12 protein-coding genes are annotated in these 24,683 nt (G+C 71.9%); 7 read left to right on the forward strand and 5 right to left on the reverse strand.

What is annotated here, in order from left to right:
- Positions 1–53 precede the first annotated feature (53 nt).
- The 3 genes from rimO to EJF31_RS03445 all read left to right on the forward strand — a co-directional run bounded on the left by rimO (position 54) and on the right by EJF31_RS03445 (position 10,101).
- Positions 54–1,559: a 30S ribosomal protein S12 methylthiotransferase RimO gene (gene rimO / locus EJF31_RS03435; protein WP_125035671.1), complete on the forward strand. Its 1,506-nt coding sequence runs from the start codon at positions 54–56 to the stop codon at positions 1,557–1,559.
- On the forward strand, positions 1,556–2,179 hold the full coding sequence (gene pgsA, locus EJF31_RS03440) for a CDP-diacylglycerol--glycerol-3-phosphate 3-phosphatidyltransferase (RefSeq protein ID WP_125035672.1): 624 nt from the start codon (positions 1,556–1,558) through the stop codon (positions 2,177–2,179). Before rimO ends, pgsA begins: the two co-directional genes overlap by 4 nt.
- 284 nt (positions 2,180–2,463) lie before the next feature.
- Positions 2,464–10,101: an ExeM/NucH family extracellular endonuclease gene (locus tag EJF31_RS03445; protein WP_260430617.1), complete on the forward strand. Its 7,638-nt coding sequence runs from the start codon at positions 2,464–2,466 to the stop codon at positions 10,099–10,101.
- Positions 10,102–10,156: 55 nt separating this feature from the next.
- On the opposite strand, the gene EJF31_RS03450 is transcribed toward EJF31_RS03445, so the two are convergent.
- The 3 genes from EJF31_RS03450 to EJF31_RS03460 are packed head-to-tail and all read right to left on the reverse strand — an operon-like array spanning position 10,157 to position 13,993.
- The gene (locus tag EJF31_RS03450; RefSeq protein ID WP_125035674.1) at positions 10,157–11,929 is read right to left on the reverse strand and encodes a glycoside hydrolase family 15 protein; all 1,773 of its coding nucleotides are present in this window, start codon (positions 11,927–11,929) and stop codon (positions 10,157–10,159) included.
- 10 nt (positions 11,930–11,939) lie between these two features.
- Positions 11,940–13,310, reverse strand: a complete 1,371-nt coding sequence (locus tag EJF31_RS03455) for an ATP-binding protein (protein WP_125035675.1) — start codon at positions 13,308–13,310, stop codon at positions 11,940–11,942.
- Between the two features lie 5 nt (positions 13,311–13,315).
- On the reverse strand, positions 13,316–13,993 hold the full coding sequence (locus EJF31_RS03460; protein ID WP_125035676.1) for a response regulator transcription factor: 678 nt from the start codon (positions 13,991–13,993) through the stop codon (positions 13,316–13,318).
- Positions 13,994–14,114: 121 nt separating this feature from the next.
- Here EJF31_RS03460 and EJF31_RS03465 point away from each other — a divergent pair, with 121 nt between their 5' ends.
- The 4 genes from EJF31_RS03465 (at position 14,115) to EJF31_RS03480 (ending at position 19,256) form a co-directional block, all read left to right on the forward strand.
- On the forward strand, positions 14,115–14,426 hold the full coding sequence (locus EJF31_RS03465; RefSeq protein ID WP_125035677.1) for a PepSY domain-containing protein: 312 nt from the start codon (positions 14,115–14,117) through the stop codon (positions 14,424–14,426).
- Between the two features lie 22 nt (positions 14,427–14,448).
- A complete protein-coding gene (locus EJF31_RS03470; RefSeq protein WP_125035678.1) occupies positions 14,449–14,940 on the forward strand; it encodes a CinA family protein in 492 nt (163 codons plus the stop codon).
- A gap of 54 nt (positions 14,941–14,994) precedes the next feature.
- Positions 14,995–15,303: a helix-turn-helix domain-containing protein gene (locus EJF31_RS03475; RefSeq protein WP_125035679.1), complete on the forward strand. Its 309-nt coding sequence runs from the start codon at positions 14,995–14,997 to the stop codon at positions 15,301–15,303.
- Between the two features lie 131 nt (positions 15,304–15,434).
- Positions 15,435–19,256 (forward strand): M12 family metallo-peptidase, encoded by a 3,822-nt coding sequence (locus EJF31_RS03480; protein WP_125035680.1) that lies wholly within the window; start codon positions 15,435–15,437, stop codon positions 19,254–19,256.
- Here EJF31_RS03480 and EJF31_RS03485 read toward each other — a convergent pair.
- Positions 19,247–20,044 (reverse strand): DNA-formamidopyrimidine glycosylase family protein, encoded by a 798-nt coding sequence (locus EJF31_RS03485; RefSeq protein ID WP_125035681.1) that lies wholly within the window; start codon positions 20,042–20,044, stop codon positions 19,247–19,249. The two genes, EJF31_RS03480 and EJF31_RS03485, sit on opposite strands and share 10 nt — an antisense overlap.
- A complete protein-coding gene (locus EJF31_RS03490) occupies positions 20,037–24,656 on the reverse strand; it encodes an ATP-dependent helicase (RefSeq protein WP_125035682.1) in 4,620 nt (1,539 codons plus the stop codon). Before EJF31_RS03490 ends, EJF31_RS03485 begins: the two co-directional genes overlap by 8 nt.
- Positions 24,657–24,683: the final 27 nt, after the last annotated feature.

The raw sequence follows: 24,683 nt of genomic DNA on the forward strand, positions 1-24,683 counted from the left end.
GGTCCGTCACTGATTGGGGCTGGGGCGGCCCCGGCTGGGATACTCGTCGGATCATGACGACGACTTCCCCCGACGAGTCCGTGACCGCCCCGCAGCCGCTCCTGTCCGTGGCCCTCGTCACCCTCGGGTGCGCGCGCAACGAGGTCGACTCCGAGGAGCTGGCCGGGCGCCTGGAGGCCGGCGGCTTCCAGCTCGTGGAGGACCCCGCCGACGCCGACACCGTGGTGGTCAACACCTGCGGCTTCGTCGAGGCGGCCAAGAAGGACTCGGTCGACACGCTGCTCCAGGCGGCCGACCTCAAGGCCCAGACCAAGGCCGGCAACGGCCACACCCAGGCCGTCGTGGCGGTGGGCTGCCTGGCCGAGCGCTACGGCAAGGACCTGGCCGAGTCGCTGCCCGAGGCCGACGCGGTCCTCGGCTTCGACGACTACCCCGACATCGCCGCCCGGCTCCGGTCGATCGTGGCGGGGGAGACCCACCACCCGCACACCCCGCAGGACCGCCGCCTGCTGCTGCCGATCAGCCCGGTCGACCGGGCGGCCTCGACCGCGCCGGTGCCCGGCCACGGGGTCTCGGCAGGCTCGACCACCGACGAGATCGGCGCCGGCGCCCCCGCGACCGGCCCCCGCGCCGTACGCCGTCGCCTCGACGACGGCCCGATGGCTCCGCTGAAGCTGGCCAGCGGCTGCGACCGTCGCTGCTCCTTCTGTGCGATCCCGAGCTTCCGCGGCTCGTTCGTCAGCCGCCGGCCCAGCGACGTCATCCAGGAGGCCGCCTGGCTGGCCGAGCACGGCGCCCGCGAGCTGTTCCTCGTCAGCGAGAACTCCACGTCCTACGGCAAGGACCTCGGTGACATCCGCCTCCTCGAGACGCTGCTGCCCGAGCTGACCGCCATCGACGGCGTCGAGCGGGTCCGCGTGTCCTACCTCCAGCCCGCCGAGACCCGGCCCGGCCTGATCGAGCGGATCGCGACGACGCCGGGCGTGGCGCCGTACTTCGACCTGAGCTTCCAGCACGCCTCCGCCTCCGTGCTGCGCCGGATGCGCCGCTTCGGCGACCCCGAGAGCTTCCTCGGGCTGCTGGAGAAGGTGCGCTCCTTCGCGCCGACCGCCGGTGTCCGGTCCAACGTGATCGTCGGCTTCCCGGGCGAGACCGAGGACGACCTCGAGACGCTGTGCGACTTCCTCGTCGAGGCGCGGATGGACGTCACCGGCGTCTTCGGCTACTCCGACGAGGACGGCACCGAGGCGGCGTCGTACGACGGCAAGCTGGACGAGGACGAGGTGCGGGCCCGCACCGAGCACGTGACCGCCCTGGTCGAGGAACTCAACGCCCAGCGGGCCGAGGAGCGGATCGGCGAGGAGGTCGTCGTGCTCGTGGAGTCGATCGAGGACGGCCCGGAAGGCAGGATCGTGGAGGGCCGGGCGGCCCACCAGGGCCCCGAGGTCGACGGCACCACCACCCTCGAGGGCGCCCCGGACGGCGTCGCGGTGGGAGACTTCCTGAGCGCCACCGTCGTCGGCACGGACGGCGTCGACCTGATCGGAGACGTGCGATGACCGAGACCCCCGAGGTGTCCGAGCAGAAGGTCTCCAACTTCAACATCCCCAACGTCCTGACGACGCTGCGGATCGTGATGGTGCCGTTCTTCGGCTGGGCGCTTCTCATCGACGGCGGCGACTCGATCACGTGGCGGCTCGTGGCCTGGCTGCTGTTCGGGATCGCGATGATCACCGACAAGATCGACGGCGACATCGCCCGCGCCCGCAACCTGGTCACCGACTTCGGCAAGATCGCCGACCCGATCGCCGACAAGGCGATCACCGGTATGGCCTTCATCGGGCTGTCCGTCGTGGGCGACATCTGGTGGTGGGTCACGATCGTGGTCCTGCTGCGCGAGTGGAGCGTGACGCTGCTGCGCCTCTCGATCCTCAAGCGGGTCGTGATCGCTGCCAAGGACCTCGGCAAGCTCAAGACGACCGTGCAGGCCATCGCCCTCGCGACCCTGACGCTGCCGCTGCGCGACGGCGACCTGCCGACCGGGCTCCAGCCCCCAGCGGAATTCGTGTTCTACACCGCCCAGGTGTGCCTGGCCGTGGCCGTGGGGCTGACCGTCTGGTCGGGCTACGAGTTCTTCCGCGACGTGTGGCGCCAGCGCCACGCGATCCGCGCCAGCTGAGCCGAGCCGGAGGGCACTCCGCCCGGAACTCCCTCTGACCTGCAGAGTCTGCAACTTCTGACATTTCGGCGACGCCAGAAATGTCAGAAGTTGTCGTCAGGAATTCAGCGGAGCCCCTCGGTGGAGAGTGTGGCGCTGATTACAGTGTGCCGACTCCCGGGGTCAGGTGCTGCTCTCGGGACTTCCCCTCGCACCAACCCCCTAGCACCACACCCCCTTCGCTGCTGTCCGCTCGGGACGGACTGCTGCTGCCTGCGCGCTCTCGAAAGGTCACTTGCGTGTCCATGCTCCCCTGGCTTCGCGCCACTCAACCGTCCGTACGCCGTGGGGGGATGCTCGCCGTCCTGCTCGCCGTCGTCGTCTCACCGCTCGCTGTCCTGGCCGCACCTGCGCAGGCGAACACCGGGGGAACCGGGCTCGTCATCAATGAGGTGTACGGCGGCGGCGGCAACTCGGGGGCGCAGTACACGAACGACTTCATCGAGTTGTTCAACCCGACCAGCAGCGCGGTGGTGATGTCGAACTGGTCGGTGCAGTACGCCTCGGGTAGCGGAACCACGTGGGCTGTCACGTCCATCAGCGGCACGGTGCCCGCGGGTGGCTACTTCCTGGTTCAGGAGGCGGCGGGATCCACCGCGTCGGGCGCCCTGCCGACGCCCGATGCAACCGGCACGCTCGCTCTGAGCGGCACGGCCGGCAAGGTGCTGCTCCGTAGCAACAACACCGCCATGACGGGAGTCACCGCCGGAAACGTCAACAGCCAGAGCCTCTCCGGCCTCGTCGACTTCGTCGGCTTCGGGAGCACCGCGACCTCCTACGAGGGCACCGGCCCCACGCCCGCGCCGTCCAACTCCACGTCGGCGACACGTAACGCCACGCACGGCGACACCGACAGCAACAGTGCGGACTTCACGGCCGTGGCGCCTACGCCGAAGAACAGCTCGACCGTCGAGGGCGGCGGTTCGTCGCCACTCGCCCTGGCCGCGATCTCTAACGTGAAGACGTTCACCAACAAGGCCGTGGCCCTCCAGACCCAGGCCTCGGGTGGCACGGGGACCAAGACGTACGCGCTCACGGGTGACCCGAACACGGGTGGCCTGTCCATCGACCAGACCGGCCTGATCTCCGGCACCCCGACCGACGGCGGCGTCTACAGCCTGACGGCCACGGTGACCGCCGGCTCCGAGACCGCGAGCCGGACCTTCCAGCTCAACGCCGTCGCGCCGAGCCACGCCGACCACGTCCTCGTCAGCGAGGTGTGGGGCGACGGTGGATACACCGACGCGCCGTTCGCCAACGACTACATCGAGCTCTACAACCCGACCGCCAACCCGGTGAACGTCTCCGGCTGGTCGATCGGCTACGCCCCCTACAACCGCGGAAACAACACCGCGGTGCCGACCTACCCGCTCACCATCACGGGCTCGGAGACGATCCCGGCGGGCGGCTACTACCTGATCCTGGGCCAGAGCGACGCCAACGGTGGCGGTGCCGCCCTGCCCGACGCCGACGCGACGGTCGACATCGACTACAACACCTTCGACTACCGCGACGGCTTCATCGCGCTGCTCGACAACACCACTGCGCCGACCCTCCCGTCCGGCGACATCAACGCTGCAGCTGCCGGCAACGCGCACATCATCGACGCCGTCGGCTACGGCACGGCCAACACCTTCGAGGGCACCAAGCAGCCCACGAACCTCAGCAGCGAGACCTCCGTGTCGCGCCTGCCCGTCGACAACGACAGCAACGACAGCAACCTCGACTGGACGCTCGGCGACCTCACGCCGACCAACTCCGACGGTGTCGTGGGCAACACCGGCAAGGTCGTGCTGCCGACCACGTGTAACTCCGGCCTGCCCGCCAACCCGACGATCGCGCAGGTCCAGGGCACCGACGCGGTCTTCTCGCCCTACATCAACTGCACCGTGACCACGACGGGTGTGGTGACCGCCATCTACAGCAAGGGCTTCAGCACCGCCGGCGCCGCGACCTGCGGCTACTGCGGGTTCTACATCCAGACGCCCGGCACCGTGGACACCCCGGGTGCCTCCGACGCCGTCTTCGTGAGCGCCGGCAGCACGTTCACCAACCCGACGGTCGCGATCGGCGACGCGGTCAGCGTCACCGGCAAGGTCGCCGAGTTCGGGAGCGGCGAGACGCTCACCCAGATCAACGCCACCTCCGCCAACATCTCGGTGACCGCACCGCAGGCCGGCGGCGTGGTGATGCAGGGCTCCGCCCCGGCGACCTACGCCGCCCGGGAGGCGCACGAGGGTGAGATCTTCCAGCCCACCGACGTCGTCGTGACCGACACCTACAACTTCGAGAGCCAGGGCGAGCTCGGCCTGGCCGCCGGTGCCCCGACGGGTCCGGTCGCCACGGCGCTCGAGGGCGTCTCCGAGGCTCCGCTCCAGCAGCCGGGTCAGATCTGCCGCGACGGCGACTCGCCCTGCATCCAGGCCGCGCAGGCGGACGTCAAGAACCGTGGCTACTTCCTCACCGGTGGCACGACCTACCTCGGCTCGTCGAACATCTACACGCCGAACAAGGCGAAGAACTCCGACATCCCCTACCCCTTCATCGACAAGACCCACTCGGCCCGCGTCGGTGCGCAGGTCACCTTCCCGCAGGGCGCGATCCTCGACTCGCGCAACAAGAAGTGGTACCTCAACCCGCCCCGCTCGGTCGTCGCGACCGGCTGCACGGCCGCGGCGCCCCACTCGGGCTGCCAGGTCGACCTCGGCAGCGACGTCGTCACCTTCGAGGACACCCGCGCCGACAACGCCGCCCCGCGCCCCGCGCCGGCCGGCAGCAACATCCGGTTCGCGACGTACAACGTGGAGAACTTCTTCTCCGTCCCGGCCAAGGACTTCGCCGACGCCAACCCGTGGTACTCCTGCACCTACAACTCCGACCGCGACGGCAACCCCATCCAGGCCAAGGACTGCACCAACCCGACCGGCATGCCCACCGCCTGGGACCCGGTGACCGGTGCCGTCACGGCCTACGGCTCGGCCCTGGCCAACGCTCCGCGTGGCGCCGGTCGCCAGGAAGACCTTGACCGTCAGACGCAGAAGATCGTCACCGCGATCAACCTGCTCGGCGCGGACGTCGTCGCGCTCGAGGAGATCGGCAACCCGAACAAGCTCAAGCTCGGTGTCAAGAACTCTCCGCTCAACCCTGACGTGTCCAACACCAAGGACCAGGGCCAGGGCACCGCGCTGCAGTGGCGCGACGCCACGGTCTCCTACCTGGTGGACCACCTCAACCAGGGCCTGCCGGCCGGTGAGCAGTGGGCCTTCGCCGCCTCGCCGGAGGAGACCACCGACGCGACCTCGGTCCCGGGCCTGTGCGCCAAGGTCCAGCCCAACGGCACCCCGGTGCCCGGTCCGGCCAACCTCGCCGGCACCTGCTCCTACTCCTCGGGCATGGACGTCATCCGCTCGGCCTTCATCTACAAGAAGGCCACGGTGGTCCCGGTCGGCCAGGCCGACCTCGACCTGCCTGGCTACACCGTCAACGGTGTCTCGGACGCGTGGGGCAACCACGTGTTCGCGCCCGACGCCTCCCCGTTCGACAACGCCCGGGAGCCGTTCGCGCAGTACTTCAAGCCCGTCGGTGCGAAGAACGACGAGGGCTTCGCGCTCATCGTCAACCACTTCAAGTCCAAGGGCGACGCGGCCGCTCCGGCCGGTCCGGCCAAGGGTGGCGACAAGAACGACCCGTTGCACGGCGCCTTCAACGCGAGCCGTGTGGCCCAGGCCAAGGAGGTCATGCGCTTCGCGAACGCCTTCGCTGCGAAGTGGCACACCGACAAGGTGTTCATGCTCGGTGACTTCAACGCCTACTCGGGTGAGGACCCGATCCACGCGATCACCGACGCGAACGACACCGAGGACCCGCTGGACTTCAAGGAGATCCACTCCGACGACCCGAACGACACCAGCTACGTCTTCACGACGAAGGTGAACGGCATCGGCTACGGCGGCGCCGGCTCGCTCGACCACATCCTGGCCAGCGCCGGTGCCCGGGCGACGAACCCGCGCACCGACATCTGGGAGATCAACGCCAACGAGTCCGACGTCTACGACTACGGCCGGTTCAACACCAACGCCACCGACTTCTTCGACGGCACCGTGCCGTGGCGTGGCTCGGACCACAACCCGGAGGTCATCGACCTCACCCTGCCCAGTGCGGGTGCCGGCAAGAAGGTCACCGACGTCCAGATCCTGGGGATCAACGACTTCCACGGTCGCCTGATCGCGGACTCCGCCGACGGTGGCGCTGCGCCGCTCGCCGGTGCGGTCAGCTCCCTGCGTGGCATCTACGGCGCGGACGAGACCGTCCTCGCCTCGGCCGGCGACAACGTCGGGGCGTCGATCTTCGAGTCCTTCACCCAGGAGGACAAGCCGACCCTCGACGCGCTCAACGCGATGAACCTCCAGGTCTCCTCGGTGGGCAACCACGAGTTCGACCGTGGCGTGGGCGACCTGCTCAACCGCATCGAGCAGCCGAAGAGCGAGACCAACCCGTACGGCGCGGACCACGCGCTCACGTGGGGTGACTACCTCGCGGCGAACGTCGTGTGGAAGGACTCGACCGACGGTCACACGGCCGGTCAGCCGATCTCCGACCCGACGAAGATGATCGAGGTCCCGAACTCGCTGTCCGGCACGCCGATCAAGATCGGCTTCGTCGGCACGGTCACCTCCGACCTGCCCTCACTGCAGAGCCCGGCGAACCTCGAGGGCGTCACCGTCCTCGACAACGCCGACACGGTCGCTGCGGTGAACCACTACGCGGCTGACCTGAAGGCTCAGGGTGCCAACCTGGTCGTCCTGCTCACCCACGAAGGTGCGGCCACGACGGCCTGCAGCACCATGAAGACCGCCGGCACGGCGTTCTCGACGATCCTCAACGGCGTCGACGACGACGTGGACGCGATCCTCTCGGGCCACACCCACCTCGAGTACTCCTGCTCCTTCGCCAAGGGCGCCACGGACAGCAACCCGCTGACCACGCGTCCGGTGATGCAGGGTGCGTCGTACGGCACGGCGCTCGACCAGCTGGTCTACTCCTTCGACGCCGACAACAAGCCGGTCGACCTGATCGCCAACAACGTGGGCGTGAAGGGTCCGGGCGGCGCACTGTTCAGCTACGGCCCGGATGCTGAGGTGCAGCCGATCGTCGACCAGGCGGTCGCCGACTCTGCGGTCGCCGGAGCCAAGGTCCTCGGCAAGATGACCGCCCCGATGTACCGGTCGAAGCTGTCCGACGGCACCGACAACCGCGGTGGTGAGTCGGTCCTGGGCAACCAGGTCGCCGAGATCCAGCGCTGGGCGACGCGCGGAGCACAGCAGGGTGGGGCGCAGATCGCGTTCATGAACCCGGGTGGCCTGCGCGCGGATGCTCTCGGCACGCCGAACGGTGACGTCTACGACCTCACCTACCGTGAGGCCGCCGACGTCCAGCCGTTCGCCAACGAGCTCGTCAACATGAAGCTCACCGGCGCGCAGATCAAGAAGGTCCTCGAGCAGCAGTGGCAGCGCGACGCGTCCGGGAACATCCCGGCGCGCCCGTTCCTCAAGCTCGGCATCAGCAAGGGCTTCACCTACACCTACTCCGAGAAGCAGGACCCGGCGAAGCCGACCGGCGCCATGCTCGGCACGGTGACGGGGATGTGGCTCAACGGCGAACCGATCGACCTCGACGCCACCTACTCGGTGACGGTGAACTCGTTCCTCGCCACCGGCGGTGACAACTTCTGGGAGCTCAACAACGGCAAGGACAAGCTCGACACCGAGCAGACCGACCTGCAGGGCCAGGTCGACTACATGAAGCAGTACGCCACCGAGCCGCTCCAGGTCGACTCGTCCCAGCGCGGTGTCCGGGTCACCTTCCCGGCGGATGCACCGACGTCGTACGCGCCGGGCGCTACGGTCGCGTTCGACCTTGCCTCGCTCGACCTGAACTCCCCGGGCGCGGTCAAGGACGACACCGTCAAGGTCCTCGTGGGCGACCAGGTCGTGGCCTCCGACGTGCCGGTGGCGCACGGCAACGGCACGAACCCGGACGACCACTGGGGCACCGCATCGGTGTCCTTCGTCCTGCCGACCGGCATCCCGGGCGGACAGCTCCACGTCGTCGGCGACACGACCGGCACCGACGTGCCGCTCCCCGTCGCTGCCGACGAGGGACGGACGGCCACGACGGTCTCGGCCGAGGACGTCACGGTGTCCTACGGTCAGCCGGCGACGCTGGAGATCAGCGTGAGCCCGTCGGCAGCGACCGGGACGGTCACGGTCAAGGAGGGCACGACCCTGCTCGACACGGTGGACGTCTCCGACGGCGCCGCGACCTTCACGTCCAGCAGCCTCCCCGTGGGGGTGCACACCCTGACGCTGCGCTACAGCGGCAGCGCGAGCCACGCGCCGTCCAGCTCGACGGTGACCGTCACGGTGACCAAGGTCGAGTCGACGGTGACGGCGGACGCGACGCCGGTGTCGGTGGCTCCTGGTGGGACCAGCACGGTGACCGCCCACGTGGCGGCGATCGGGGTGACTCCCTCGGGCTCGGTGACCTGCTCGGCTCCGGGCTTGGACGACTCCACGGGCACGCTCGACGCCAGCGGTGACGCGACCTGTGTCGTGGGTCCGTGGGGGACGGCCGGGGACCGCACCGTCACGGTCAGCTACGGCGGTGACCAGGTCACGGCTCCGGGCAGCACCACCACGACGGTCACGGTGACCAAGGCGACCCCGACGATGAGCGCGACGGCAAGCCCGACCTCGCTGGTCCGGGACACCGACACGTCGACCATCACGGTCACGCTCACCACGGCGGCCGACCAGCTCGGTGGCACCGTCACCTGCGACGACGGCTCTCCGGCCGACGTCCCGGTGACCGACGGCACGGCGACCTGCACGGTCGGTCCGTTCTCCACCGTGGGTGACAAGACGGTGACGCTCACCTACTCCGGCGACGCCGACAACTCGGCGACGAGCACCTCGGTGGCGCTCCACGTGACCGCACCCGGCGGCGGCGGCGGTACGCCGACGCCGGTCGACACCACGGTGACGGGCTCGGCAGACCCCATCACCTGGGGCAACGGCGGCACGGTCTACGTGACGGTGAAGTCCACCAAGGACACCACCGGCAACGTGGTGCTGCGCGAGGGGTCGACCACCATCGGCACCGCGAGTGTGGCGGCCGACGGGACCGCCGCGGTGCTGGTGCCGGCGAAGGCGCTCTCCGTGGGCAGCCACACGCTGACCATCGCCTACGCCGGTGACGCCGCCAACAAGGCCAGCACGGGCACGGTGACGGTGACGGTGACCAAGGCGTCCTCGACGACCACGGTCGCCAGCGCCAGCCCCGGCACGGTCAAGGTCAAGAAGGGCACCACCGACGTCGCCGTCACGGTCTCGGCCGACGGGGTCGTCCCGACCGGCACGGTCCAGGCGCTCGTCGACGGCCAGGTCGTGGCCACCGCGACGCTGTCCGGTGGCTCGGCGACGCTGCACGTGGGTCCGTTCGACCGCGTGGGCCAGCAGACGGTCACGATCCGCTACAGCGGTGACGCGAACGTCTCGGGCTCGCAGGGCACGACCTCGGTGAACGTGGTCAAGCAGGGCTCCAAGCTGACCGTCAGCCACTCCCCGAGCCGCGCCAAGGCCGGCAAGACCCGGGTGACCCTGCAGATCGGCCTCGTGGTCGACGGGACGCCCGTCAACGGCACGGTCCGCGTCGAGCTACCGGGCGGCGACGTCCTCAAGGTGCAGGTCGAGAACGGCCAGGCCTCGGTGAAGCTGCCGAAGTTCGACAAGCCGGGCAAGAAGACGGTGGTGCTCACCTACAACGGCTCGGACACGGTGGAGAAGGACCGCGCCACCGACGTGATCGAGGTCGTGAAGCGCTGACGCCCCGCTGATCCACCCGAAACCGACCCGCCCGGGACGACCGGGCGGGTCGGTGTCATTTCGTGGCCGCCAGGTCGAACGCGGCCTGGACGAGGGCGAGGTGGCTGAACGCCTGCGGGAAGTTGCCGGCCATCCGGCCCTCGCCGACGTCGTACTCCTCCGACAGCAGGCCCACGTCGTTGACCAGGCCGACCAGCCGGTCGAACAGCGCGTGGGCGTCGTCGGTGCGTCCGGCGGCGGCGTAGGCAGACACCAGCCAGAACGAGCACGCCAGGAACGGGTGCTCGTCGCCGCTGAGCCCGTCGACGCCGGAGCCGGTGCGGTAGCGCCGCACCAGGCCGTCGCGCAGCAGGTCCGCCTCGATGGCGGCGATCGTGCCCAGGACCCGGGGGTCGTCGCCGTCGAGAAACCCGACCAGCGGCAGCACGAGCAGGGACGCGTCGACCTCGGTGGTGGCGTAGTGCTGGGTGAAGGTGTTGCGGTCGCGGTCGAAGCCCTTGTCCAGGACCTCCTCGCGGACCTGATCGCGTACGGCGCGCCACTCCTCGACCGGGCCGGGCAGGTCGTGCTCCTCGACGGCGCGGACCGCCCGGTCGAAGGCGGCCCACACCATCACCCGCGAGTGGGTGAACCGCTGCGGCACGCCCCGGATCTCCCACAGCCCGTTGTCGGGCCGGTCCCAGGTCCGCGCGAGCTGGTCCACGAGCGCCACCTGCAACGCCCAGGCGTTGTCGTCGGGGCTGCGGCCGGCCGTCCGGGTGTGCTCGAGCGCGATCATCACCTCGCCGAGGACGTCGGACTGGAGCTGCTCGACGGCTCCGTTGCCGATGCGCACGGGCGTGGAGCCGGCGTAGCCCGGCAGGTGGTCGAGGGTGTGCTCGGGCAGTCGGCGCGCGCCGTCCACGGCGTACATGATCTGCAGGTCCTCGGGATCGCCCGCGACCGCGCGGAGCAGCCAGCCCCGCCAGAGCTCGGCCTCCTCGGTGTAGCCCGCCCGGATCAGCGAGCTGAGGGTGAGCGCGGCGTCGCGCAGCCAGCAGTAGCGGTAGTCCCAGTTGCGCTCGCCGCCGAAGTCCTCGGGCAGCGAGGTCGTCGGCGCGGCCACGATCCCGCCGGTCTGCTCGTGGGTGAGCAGCCGGAGGGTGAGCAGCGAGCGGCGCACGACGTCGGCGTGCGGGACGTCCGCGGGGCACCGGCTCGCCCATTCCTCGTCCTGATCGATGGTGATCCGGATCCGGTCCTGCAGGTCGCCGAGGTCGTCGAGCTCGACGTGCGAGGGGAGCCAGGTCGTGGAGAAGACGAGCTCATCGCCCTCGCATACCTCGAACTCGTCGTTGTGCCGGTGGTCGGTGGCCACGGGCAGCCGGGGACCGCGCAGGATCAGCTGGTCGGGGCCGCCGACGGCGGTGATGACGTGCTCGCCGCCGATCTCCCGGCGCCGCACCCACGGCCGGACCTTGCCGTAGTCGAGACGGACCATCCACTCGTGCCGGATCCGGACCGTGCCGCGGACGCCGGTGAGACGGCGTACGACGTCGGCGCGCCCGTCCCCACGCGGCATCAGGTCGGTCAGGGTGACCACGCCGTCTGCCGTGGTGAACGTCGTCTCCAGCACGCTCGAGCCGTCCACGTAGCGACGCTCGGAGGTGAACTCGTCGACCGGGCAGAGCTGCCAGTGACCGTGGTCCTCGGTGCCGAGCAACGCCGCCAGGCAGGCGTCGGAGTCGAAGCGGGGCAGGCACAGCCAGTCGATGGAGCCGTTGCGGCCCACCAGGGCGGCGGTACGTCGATCGCCGATGAGCGCGTAGTCCTCGATGGGCAGGGCCATGCCGGTGAGGTTAGGCGACGGGCCCAGCCGGGAGCAGCAGGACGAAGTGTGCGCCGGTCGCGCCGCCGTCCGAGCCGCCGTCCGTGTCGACCTCGAGCGACCCGCCCGCGCGCTCGGCGAGGGTGCGGGCGATGGCGAGGCCCAGGCCGCTGCCGGTGCTGTGCCGGGAGCGGGACGCGTCGCCGCGGTGGAACCGGTCGAAGATCCGCTCCCGATCCTCGGGCGGGACGCCGGGGCCGTCGTCGAGGACGTCGAGCCGGGCCCAGCCATCGGCAGCGCTGTCGACGGAGGTGACGCGGAGCTCGACCCGGGTGCCGGCGTGGGCGAGGGCGTTGTCGAGCAGGTTGCGCACGATCCGGCGCACCTCGGTGTCGTGGCCCAGCGCGGGCGCCGCTGACACCCGGCTGGTGTCGATGGCGACCCGGCCGGTGGTCCGGGCGCGAGCCGCCTCCTCCAGCACCACGTCCTCGAGGTCGAGCAGGGTCGGCGCGGCTGCGGGCGGTCCGGAGTCGGCCGCTGCGAGGACGAGCAGGTCGGCGACGAGCCGCTCCATCTCCTCGGTGGTCGCGAGCACGTCACGGGCCAGGCCGTCCTGCGACGCGGTGAGGGCGACCTCGAGCTGGGCGCGCTGGGCGGCCAGCGGGCTCTGCAGGTCGTGGGACACGTCGGCGACGAAGTCGCGCTGCCGCTGGGCCGAGGACTCCAGCCGGCCGAGCATGCCGTTCATGGTGTCGGCGAGCCGGCCGACCTCGTCGTCGACACCCGACCCGGGGACCCGGGCGTCGAGCCGGTCCTCGGTGATCGTGTCGACCTCGGCCCGGATCCGGTCGATCCGCCGCAGCGCGCCACCGAGGACCAGCCAGGTGCCGAGCCCGAGCAGCAGCACGGCCAACGGGACGCCGACGTACAGAGAGCGCCGAAGCGTGTGGGTGGCCTCGTGGACCGACTCCAGGGCGGTGCCGACGTAGACGACGACCGGGCCGTCGGGGGAGTCCCCGGTTGCGGCCCACAGCCGGTAGGTCTCGGTCTCGGCGTCGTCGGGTGCGCGGACGGTCTCGACGACCAGCCTGCTGCCGGGGTCGAAGTCCGCGATCCGGCCCTGGCTCCGGACGTTGGGCGAGGCGGCCAGGACGCGGGACCCGTCGGAGGTGACGACCTGGGCGACGCCGTTGTCGTCGAGGTTGGTCAGCGTGTGCGGCAGGTTGCCCGACGCGGCGAGGGCGAGCAGGTCGCGGACCCGGGACTGCGCCAGGTCGTCGGCCCCGGAGCGGAGGTGGGCGTCGAGGGTGACGACGAGGGCGATCGAGCCGAGCACGAGGGTCAGCCCCGTGATGAGGGTGGCCAGCAGGGTGGTGCGGGTGCGGAGGGTGAGGGGGCGCATCGCGGTCACCCGCTCTCGGGGTCGAGCCGGTAGCCGACGAGCCGCACGGTCTGGAGGCTGGCCCGGCCGAAGGGCTCGTCGATGCGCTGGCGGAGCTGGCGGACGTAGACCTCGACGATGTTGGGGTCGCCGTCGAAGGAGAAGTCCCAGACGTGCTCGAGGATCACCTGCTTGGACACCACGTCGCCGACCCGGCGCATCAGGAACTCCAGCATCGAGAACTGGCGCGGCGTGAGGTCGACCCGGGTCTCGCCGCGCCAGGCCTGGTGCGTGGCCGGGTCGAGCCGCAGGTCGCCGGCCTCCAGGACGGTCGGCCGCTCGTGGCGGCCGCGCCGGGCCAGAGCCCGCAGGCGCGCGAGCAGCACCATGAAGGAGAAGGGCTTGGCCAGGAAGTCGTCGGCGCCCGAGTCCAGGGCCCGGGCCTCCTGCTCGGGACCGGAGCGGGCGGTCAGCATCAGGATCGGCGTCCAGTCGCCGGCCTCCCGGCGGCGCGAGCACAGCTCGTCGCCGGCGAGCCCCGGCAGCATCACGTCGAGCACCAGGGCGTCGTAGTCGTTCTCCTGCGCCAGCCACTCGCCCTCGGACCCGTCCAGGGCCACGTCCACGGCGTACCCCTCGCCCTCGAGGCCGCGGCGCAGCGCGGCGGCGAGCTGCTTGTCGTCCTCGACGACCAGGATCCGCATGCGCCCAGCGTGGCACGGTCGCGCTGAAGACCGGCTGAATCCCCGCTGAACCCGATCGCCTGTTCAGGGTGGCTTCAGCGGCACCGGGGGAGGGTGGGCGAAACCAACGAGAGGAGACCCCATGAGGAAGTCCGTGATCATCGGCGCCGCGGGGCTGGCCGTGGCCGGAGCCGTGGCGGCCGGCGGGGTCGCCGTGGCCGGCAACGGCGACGACGGGGCCGCGAGCCACCAGTACACCCAGGCCCAGGCCGACGCCGCGAAGAAGGCCGCCCTCGAGGCGACCGGCGGCGGGACCGTCAACAGCGTCGAGAGCGACACCGAGAACGGCGCGACCTACGAGGTCGAGGTGACCAGGACCGACGGGCACACCGTCGACGTCCGCCTCGACGAGCAGTACGGCGTCGTCGTGATCGAGGGCGACTCCCAGGGCTGAGGGGCACCTCTAGGATCCGGGGGTGACCCCGGATCCCGTCGCCGACGTTCACCGCCTCCTCGCCGAGCGGGGCGCGACCGTCGCCACCGCCGAGTCCCTGACCGGGGGCCGGCTGGCCGCGCTGCTCACCGGGGTGCCGGGCGCGTCGGCGACCTACGTCGGGGGAGCGGTCACCTACGCGACCGCGCTGAAGGTCTCGATGCTCGGTGTCCCCGAGGCGCTGGTCGCCGAGCACGGCGTCGTGTCCGCGGAGTGCGCCCGGGCGATGGCCGAGGGGATGCGCCGGGTCGCGGGAGCGACGTACGCGCTGGCCACGACGGGGGTCGCCGGCCCCGACCTCCAGGAGGGCAAACCCGCCGGCACGGTGTACGTCGCCCTCGCCGGGCCGGACGGGTCGGAGGTCCTCGAGCTCGCGCTGGCGGGGGACCGGTGGGCCGTCCAGGACGCCACCTGCCTGCGTTGTGTCGAACTTCTCCGGTCTGTCCTCGTGAGGGAAGAAACCACTCTCGGGTAGCGTTGGGCCAGCACGTCGTGCTCGGACGGTGTGGACAGGTGAAGGGAGACGCGCATGGTGCTGTTCCGTCGGCTGCTCGGCGACGTCCTCCGGGACCGTCGCATGGAGCGCGGGATGACGCTGCGTGAGGTCTCCGCGGGGGCACGCGTGAGCCTGGGCTACATCTCCGAGATCGAGCGCGGCCAGAAGGAAGCCTCCTCGGAGCTGCTCGCCTCGCTGTGCTCCGCGCTCGACGTCCCGCTGAGCGACGTGCTGCGCGAGGTCTCCGACGCCGTTGCCGTGGAGGAGGCCGCGGTCGCCGCGACGCCGATCTCCGTCACCGCGCGCAGCCGCTCCGGCGAGGTCGTGGCCTCCGCCGCCTGACGGCCGGTCCAGTCACTTCAATCGCGGGACACCGCTCACATAACCGCGATCTACTGCCTTCGTTGGGCTGGCGACGGCGACCGCCGTCGTGTGTGACGCGCCGCTGTGCGCCGGTTCGTGGGGGTTGTTCCATGGTCGCTCGTGCTGCCCGGTTCCTCGTCCTGGCGCTCGCCGTGGCCTTCCTGCCGGTGGCGCTCGGCGCCCCGGCCCAAGCGGCCACCCGCGACGCCGGGTCGCTGTTCACCCCGCTGCCGCACCTGGCCCTGACCAGGGACGACCGGACGCGGGTCGCGCCCCGTCACTACGAGGCCTACCGGGTCGACCTGGCCGGCGTGCGGTCCGCCCTGGCCGCCGCGCCGGGCGAGGGCGCCGTACGTCGTGGGGCGGAGCCGGTGACCTTCTCCGTGCCTGACCCGGCCGGCCACCTCGAGAAGTTCGCCGTGCAGCGCGTCTCGGTGATGCAGGCCGGGCTCGCGGCCCGCCACCCCCAGCTGCGCACCTACGCCGGCCGCGGGATCACCGACCCACTGCGCACGATCCGGCTCGACGTGACGCCGATGGGCTTCCACGCCTCGGTGCGCAGCGTCGACGGTCGTGCGTCCTGGTACGTCGACCCCGCGACCAACGAGCGCGGCACGACCACGCACCTCAGCTACGTCGGCTCGGCCGTGCCGGCGCCCGAGCGCTTCGTGGAGCGCGAGCTCGCCGCGACCGCGCAGCAGGCTGCTGCTGGCGCCCCGTCCCTGGCCGGCCCCAACGGTGCGGTGACGCGCAAGACCTTCCGGCTCGCGCTGCTCACGGACCCGACGTACGCCGCCTACTTCGGCAGCGCCAACGTGCTGGCCGAGAAGGTCACGCTCATCAACCGCGTCGACCAGGTCTACAACGACGACCTCGCGATCCGCTTCGTGCTGATCGACGGCACCGACACCAAGCTCAACCTGGACACCGCGGCCAAGGCCACGGGAGTGAACGGTCCGTGCGGCGCCAATGCCTGCTTCACCACCGCCGACCTCACGTCCTGCCAAGGCAGCACGCTCTCCCGGAACGACTGGGTGCTGGGCCAGCTCGTCGGCGCCGACACCTTCGACGTCGGCCACATCGGCCTGGGCGTCAACGGCGGCGGTGTCGCCGGCCTGGGGGTCGTCGGTGGCGCCAACAAGGCCGAGGGCTGCACGGGCCTGCCGTTCCCGGAGGGCGACTTCTACGCGATCGACTACGTCGCCCATGAGATGGGCCACCAGATGGGTGGCAACCACACGTTCAACGGCACCCAGAACAACTGCTCGCTGACCAACCGCAACGGCGGCACCTCCGTCGAGCCCGGCTCGGGCTCCTCGGTGATGGCCTACGCCGGCATCTGCGACCAGGACGACCTGCAGCCGCACTCCGACCCGTACTTCTCCCAGCGCAGCATCGACGAGATCACCGCGACGACCGACGCGGCGCCGGGCAGCGAGAACGAGGTCCAGACGGTGACGCTCGCCGGCTTCGACACCGACGGTGACTCCTTCCAGCTGACCTACCCGGGACACGACCCGGTGACGATCACCCGCGGCGGCATCGGCTACACCGCCCTGCAGGTGTCCGCCACGATCAACACCCTGACCGGCTGCCGGCCGACGCTGACCGGCTATGACTCGGGCAGCCCCCAGCTCAGCGACAAGGGCTTCTCGGCGACCTTCAACAGCGGGGTGGGCTGCCGGCTCACCGACCTGGCCCGGATGGGCGTCGGCACCACCACCGGCGGCGTCACCGGCTTCGTCGGCGTGCAGGTCAATGGTGGTCCCGACACCAACCAGGGCACGCAGGACGCCACCGGCAACCACGCCCCGGCCGTCGTCGCGCCCGCCGACAAGACGATCCCGGCGCAGACGCCGTTCACCCTGTCCGGCTCGGCGACCGACTCCGACCCCGGCACCACGCTGACCTACCTGTGGGAGCAGAACGACGTCGGCAGCCTCTCGCCGACGGGCGGCACCGGGCTCGTGGACAACACCAAGGCCGATGGCCCGCTGTTCCGGGTGTTCGGTCTGCGGGCCGACGTCTCGACCGCCCAGGCCCTGACCTCGCCGGCGCCGGGGGAGAACCTCGCCACCACGTCGGGCTCGCGGACCTTCCCCGACATGGCGCAGGTCCTCGCCGGCAACACCAACGCCAAGACCGGGACCTGCCCGGCGGCCCCGGCCGATCCGAAGGCGAAGGTGCCCGTCGCGGTCGTCGACTGCTACTCGGAGTTCCTGCCGACCGCCGACTACGGCGGCCTGGCCGGCGGCACCCTGCACTTCCGGCTCACCGCGCGCGACGGCTTCCCGACCGGCGGCGGCGTGCAGCACGACGACGTCGCGCTCGTCGTCGACAGCTCGGCCGGTCCGTTCCTGGTGACGTCGCGGGCGACACCGTCCGCGCCCGCCACGGGCGGCACGACCGAGAACGTCACCTGGGACGTCGCGGGCACGCAGGCCGCCTCGCTGGCGCCCAACGTCCGGATCCTGCTGTCCGCCGACGGCGGCCAGAGCTTCCCCTACGAGCTGGCGGCCAGCACACCCAACGACGGCAGCCAGGCCGTGACCCTGCCGATGGTCAGCACCAACCGGGCGCGGATCAAGATCGAGGCGGTCGGCAACTACTTCTTCGACGTCAACGACGCCGACTTCAGCATCACCTCGCCCTTCGCGCTCGGCTCCTCGATCCCCGACCAGTCGATGCAGTACGCCGACGGGCCGGCCACGACGCCGACCACCTCCGCCTCGAGCAACAACGTCGACGGCGACCAGCTGACCGCGACGCTCAGCGGCGTGCCGGGCCTGACGGTCACCACCACGCAGACCAGCGCCGACGGCGTGCGCCCGGGCACGGCGACCTACGCGATCGGGGGCGTCGCCGACGTCGCACCGGGCACCTACACGGCCACCCTGAGCGTCAAGGAGGGCAGCGCGCCGGACGCCGCAGTGGCCACCGACGCGTTCACCGTGACCGTGACCGCCGAGGGCGCGACGGCGTCGTACACCGGACCGGCGGAGGCCCACACCGCCGTCGGTGACACCACCGTCCAGGTCCCGTTGAGCGCCACCATCGGCCAGCCTGCGGACGGGTCGATCGGCGACATCACGCTCGCCTCCGTGACGTTCAAGGACCGGTCGACCAACAAGACGCTGTGCGTCGCGTCCGTTACGGGCGGCGGCGCCGGCGGGTCGGGCACGGCCGCCTGCACGGCGACGCTCACCCGGACCGGACCCTCGACGAGCTACACCGTCGGCACCGTCGTCGGCGGCCGCTTCCTGCGGGACAACGCGGCCGACAACAGCCTGGTGACCGTCACCTCGAACGATCCGTCGGACCACCAGGCACCGTCGACGACGATCACGTCGGGCCCGGGACCGTTCGTCTTGGGCTACCAGGCGGCGATCGGCTACGCCTCCGACGAGGCCGGCACGTTCGAGTGCTCGCTCGACGGTGACGACGTCGACTGCGCCGGCTCAGGGACGACGCTGCGCAGCCTGACCCCCGGGACCCACGTCTTCGAGGTGGCCGCCCGTGACGAGGCCGGCAACGTCGACGCCACGCCGGCCCGGCGGGTCTTCGTGGCGCCGTACTCCGTCGGGCAGGTCAACCGGGTCACCGACGGGTGGACGCGGCACCACACGAGGTCGGCCTACCGAGGCGGCTACCTGAGCACGGCCCGGTCCGGCCAGGCGCTGACCCGGCACGGCGAGAGCGTCACCCGGATCGCGGTGGTGGTCGGGACGGGGCCGGGCTACGGGCGGGTCGCGGTGCTGTTCAAGGGCCAGCGGCTCGCGGTGCTGGACCTGGCGTCGGCCCAGGCACGCGGCAAGGTGCTGATGAGCGTCGCGACGCTCGCCCACGCCGCCAGCGGACAGGTGCGAATCGTCGCGCTCGACGACAAGCCGGTGCGGATCGAGGGGCTCGGCCTGCTCGAGCGTCAGCCCTGACTCGACTCGGGTTGGCACGACGGGCACCAGTAGGACGCCCGCTCGCGCCCGGCCGGACCCACCATCGCGACGAGGACGGTCGTGCCGCAGCGGCGGCACGGCCGGTCGTCGCGGCGGTAGACCCAGAGCGGCTCGCGCAGGTTGCCGGTCGTCGACTGGGTCGCACGCTCCTTGTTGAGCTCCAGCATCTGCTTGGCCCGCCGCACCAGGCGGGTCAGGTCCGGGACCTGCCCGACCGGGGTGCGTGGGTGCACGCCGCTGGTGAAGCAGAGCTCCGCTTGGTACATGTTGCCGATCCCGGCCAGGGCCGTCTGGTCGAGCAGCGCCTCACCCACCGGTCGCGCCGGGTCCTCGAGGAGTCGGCGGAGGGCCTCCGCCTCGTCCCAGTCGGGGCCGAGCAGGTCGGGCCCGAGGTGGCCGACGGCGGACTCCTCCTGGTCGCGGGGGAGCAGCTCGACGATGCCGAGCTGGAAGCCGACCGCGACGGCCCTGGCGGTGGTCAGCACGACGCGGGCCTGGTGGACCGGGCGCTTCCAGCGCTCGCCTGGCCGGTGCACCCGCCAGGCACCCTCCATCTTGAGGTGGGTGTGCAGGGTCCAGGCCTCGTCGTCGCGCTCGATGCGGGTCAGCAGGTGCTTGCCGCGGGAGACCGTGGCGGTGACGGTGCCGCCGCTGAGGTCGGACGTCGCGAGCTGGGGGACCCGGAAGTCGGTCGCCGTCAGGACCTGGCCGGACAGTGACCGGTCGAGCAGCCGGGCCGCGCGGAAGACGGTGTCGCCCTCAGGCACGGATCCGCAGGCCCTTCGGCGTGGAGACGAACCCGGCGGACTGGAGTGCGAGGCGCAGCGGGGTGGTGCCGGACCCGAGCAGCTGCTCGCCGTCGACCTTCTCGACCGTCATCCGGCCCAGCGTGCCGCGGCGGGCGGCGTCGGCGAGCGACTCGGCTGCCGGCGCGAGCAGGTCGGGGTCGTCGGTCCAGGTGAGGAGGGTGCGGCCGCCGCGCTCGACGTACAGCGTGAGCGCGCCGTCGACCAGCACGACCAGGGCTCCGGCCTTGCGGCCCGGCCGGTGTCCCTTCTCGGTGGTCGAGCTGGTCGAGACCGGCCAGGGCAGGGCCGCGCCGTAGGGGTTGGCCGGGTCGGTGGCCGCGAGCGCGACGGCGGTGGGCTTGGCGTCCCCGCCGGTGGTCGAGCCTGTCGAGACCTCGCTGAAGGTGCGCAGCCGGTCGATGGCGCCGGAGGTGCCGAACTGCGCGGCGCCGAGCCCGCTGACGAAGTAGCCGCGACGGCAGCGCCCGGAGTCCTCGAACGCGCTGAGCACCTTGTAGACGGCCGCGAAGCCGCCCGGCACCCGCTCGCTGACGACGGCGCCGCGGATCACGACCCCGTGGCGGTCGAGCAGCCGCTCGGCGGTGGCGTGCGCGCGCCGGGTCGGGTCGGTGTCGATCTCAGGGAGCAGCGCCCAGCGCCCGGCCGTCTCGGGGGGACCGGTGCGGGCCGGCATCCGGCGGCCGCCGGTCGTCGACGCCATCCGCACGCGGGGTGGTGGCCGGCGCGACCGGTGGCTGGGGGTGCCGCCGCGGGTCAGCGCGCGCAGGGGCGTGAGGGTGTCGTTGCTGATCCGGCCCGACCACACCAGCTCCCAGAGGGTGGCCGAGAGCGCCTTGTCGTCGGTCGAGCCGACTGCGTCGGACAGCTGCCGGAAGAACCACGCTCCGCCGGGAGCCAGGGCATCGAGCACTGCCTGGTGGAGCTCGGAGTGCTCGAACGGGCTGGGCTCGGGCAGGGTCAGTGCCGCCTGGTCGGCGAGGTGCAGGCTCACCCAGCCGTCGGCGCCCGGGAGGCTGCCGTGGCCGGCCCAGATCACCTCGCCCGACGCGGTGAGCTCGTCGAGGTAGGACGGCTCGTAGTCGCGGACCCGGGAGGAGAGCACCAGCGGCTCCAGCGCCGAGGCCGGGACGGGGCAGCCGGCCAGCTGGTCGATCACCGACAGCACGCCGTCGACGCCCCGCAGCCCCCTGGTCGTCGAGCCTGCCGAGACGTGTTGCCACGCGGCGAGGAAGCGGCCCAGCGACTCGGGCTCGACCGGCTCGACCTCCTTGCGGAGCCGGGCCAGCGAGCGGCGCCGGAGCTTGCGCAGCACCTCGGCGTCGCACCACTCCGAGCCCGCCCCGGACGGCCGGAACTCACCGTCGAGCACCCGGCCGTGGGCGGCGAGCCGCTGCAGCGTGTGGCGTACGACGGCGGGCCCGAGCCCCAGCCGCGCCGCGACGTCCTCGGTGGTGAAGGGTCCGTGGGTGCGAGCGTGGCGCGCGACGAGGTCGCCGAGCGGGTCCTCGACCGGGTCGGTGAACGCGTCGGGGGTGCCGGGCGGGACGGGCACGCCGAGACCGTCGCGGAGCCGGCCGATGTCCTCGATGCCGGCCCAGCGCTCCTCGCCGGCGACCCGGACCTCGACGATCCGGCGGCTGTCGGCCAGCGCCGCGAGCCAAGAGCCGACCGGAGCACCCTCCTCGCTGCGCAGCGCGACCTCGTCGGTGGTCAGCGGACCGAGCAGGCGCAGCATGTCGGCGACGCCCTCGGCGTCGCGGGCGCGGCGGTCGGGGGCCAGCCGCTGGAGCTCGGCCTCGACCTCGGCGAGCACCTCGGGGTCGAGCAGCTCGCGGAGCTCGGCCCGGCCGAGCAGCTCGGCGAGCAGCCCCTGGTCGAGGGAGAGGGCGGCGGCCCGGCGCTCGGCGATGGGGGAGTCGCCCTCGTAGACGAACTGGGCGACGTAGCCGAAGAGCAGGCTGCGGGCGAACGGCGACGGCGACTGGGTGGCGACGTCGACGACCTGCACCTCGCGGCGGTCGACCCGACCCATCAGCCCGACGAGGGCGGGCAGGTCGTAGACGTCCTGGAGGCACTCGCGGACGGCCTCGAGGACGATGGGGAAGGACGGGTACTTGACGGCGACCTCGAGCAGTGCGGCCGAGCGCTGGCGCTGCTGCCACAGGGGGCTGCGGCGACCGGGGTCGCGGCGGGGGAGCAGCAGGGCGCGGGCCGCGCACTCCCGGAACCGCGCGGCGAACAGCGCCGAGCCGCCGACCTCCTGGGTGACCAGGTCGTCGACCTCGCCCGGCTCGAAGACGATGACGTCGCCGGCCGGTGGCTCGGCGTCGGTGTCGGGGATCCGGATCACGATGCCGTCGTCGGAGGCCACGGCCTGGCCGTCGACGCCGTAGCGCTCGCGCAGCCGCGCGTTGATCGCCAGCGCCCAGGGCGCGTGGACCGGCGTGCCGTAGGGGGAGTGGACGACCAGTCGCCAGTCGCCGAGCTCGTCGCGGAACCGCTCGACCAGCAGGGTGCGGTCGCTGGGCAGGACGTTGGTCGCCTCGAGCTGCTCGGTGAGATAGGTGACGAGGTTGCCGGCGGCCCACTCGTCGAGGCCGTTGTCGCGGGCCCGCTGCCTGGCCTTGTCGGGGGGCAGGGCGCCGAGCTCGCGGGTGAACTCGCCGATCGCCGCACCCAGCTCGGCAGGCCGGCCGAGGCTGTCGCCCTTCCAGAACGGGAGCCGCCCGGGGATCCCGGGGGCCGGCGTCACCAGCACCCGGTCGTGGGTGATGTCCTCGATCCGCCAGCTCGTGGCGCCGAGCGCGAAGATGTCGCCGACGCGGGACTCGTAGACCATCTCCTCGTCCAGCTCGCCGACCCGTCGACCCGGCCCGCTCTGCTCATTGTTGGCGCCCACGAGGAAGACGCCGAAGAGGCCGCGGTCGGGGATGGTGCCACCGCTGGTGACCGCCAGCCGCTGGGCCCCCGGCCGGCCGGTGAGCGTCCCGCCGACGCGGTCCCACACGATGCGGGGGCGCAGCTCGGCGAACTCGTCGGAGGGGTAGCGGCCGCTGAGCAGGTCGAGCGTGGCGTCGTACGCCGAGCGCGGCAGCTGGGTGAACGGCGCCGCCCGCTTGACGACGGCGAAGAGGTCGTCGACACCCCAGGCGTCGAGCGCGGTCATCGCCACGACCTGCTGGGCCAGGACGTCGAGCGGGTTGGCCGGGACGCGCAGCGACTCGATTGCGCCGGTGCGCATGCGCTCGACGGCGACGGCGGTCTGGGCGAGGTCGCCGCGATGCTTGGGGAACAGCACGCCGCGCGAGACCTCGCCGACCTGGTGGCCGGCGCGGCCGACGCGCTGGAGGGCGCTGGCCACGCTGGGCGGCGACTCGATCTGGATCACGAGGTCGACCGCGCCCATGTCGATGCCGAGCTCGAGGCTGCTGGTGGCGACCACGCAGGGGAGCCGGCCGCGCTTGAGGTCGTCCTCGATGAGGGCGCGCTGCTCCTTGGAGACCGAGCCGTGGTGTGCCTTGGCGATCACGGTCGCGCCCGGATCGTTGATCGAGCTTGTCGAGATCCCGGACTGCGCCATCACCTGGGCCGGCGGCCGGCTGAACGCGTGGTCGACGGCGTCGCCCACCTCACCACCGGCCCGCTGCGTCGCGATCTCGTTGAGCCGCGCGGTCAACCGCTCGGCGAGGCGCCGCGAGTTGGCGAAGACGATCGTGGAGCGGTGCTGCTCGACGAGGTCGACGACGTGCTCCTCGACGTGCGGCCAGATCGAGGTGGACCGCTGCGGGTCGCCCGACTCCGAGCCCTCCTCGTCGAACGCAGCGTCGTCGGGGGCGGTCATGTCCTCGACCGGGACGACGACCTTGAGGTCCCACTGCTTGGCCGAGGGCGGCGACACGATGTCGACCGGGGCGCTGCCGCCGAGGAAGCGAGCCACCTCCTCGAGAGGGCGGACCGTGGCGGAGAGCCCGATGCGCTGGGCGGGCCGCTCCAGCAGCGCGTCGAGGCGCTCGAGGGTCACGGCGAGGTGGGCGCCGCGCTTGGTGCCGGCCACGGCGTGGACCTCGTCGAGGATCACCGTTTCGACGCCGCGCAGCGACTCGCGGGCCTGGCTGGTGAGCATCAGGAACAGCGACTCGGGCGTGGTGATCATGATGTCCGGCGGGCTGGTGACCAGCTTGCGCCGGTCGGCCGCGGACGTGTCGCCCGACCGGACCCCGACCGTGACCTCCGGGACCGGCGAGCCCAGCCGGTCGGCGGTATGGCGGATGCCGGTCAGCGGGGCGCGCAGGTTGCGTTCGACGTCGACGCCCAGCGCCTTGAGCGGGGAGATGTAGAGGACGCGGCAGCGCCTGGTCCGGTCCTCCGGCTTGGGCGTCGTCAGCAGCCGGTCGAGGGACCAGAGGAACGCGCTCAGCGTCTTGCCGGAGCCGGTGGGCGCGACCACCAGTGCGTGCCGACCGGCCCCGATCGCGTCCCACGCCCCCACCTGGGCGGGCGTCGGCTCGGCGAACGCCGCACCGAACCAGGTGCGGGTCGCCGCGCTGAAACGGTCGAGGGGACTGGCCACCTACCCATCCTTGCGCACGGCACCGAC

Origin of the sequence: Nocardioides sp. LS1 (genome assembly GCF_003865225.1) — a bacterium.
GTDB classification, from domain to species: domain Bacteria; phylum Actinomycetota; class Actinomycetes; order Propionibacteriales; family Nocardioidaceae; genus Nocardioides; species Nocardioides ginsengisegetis.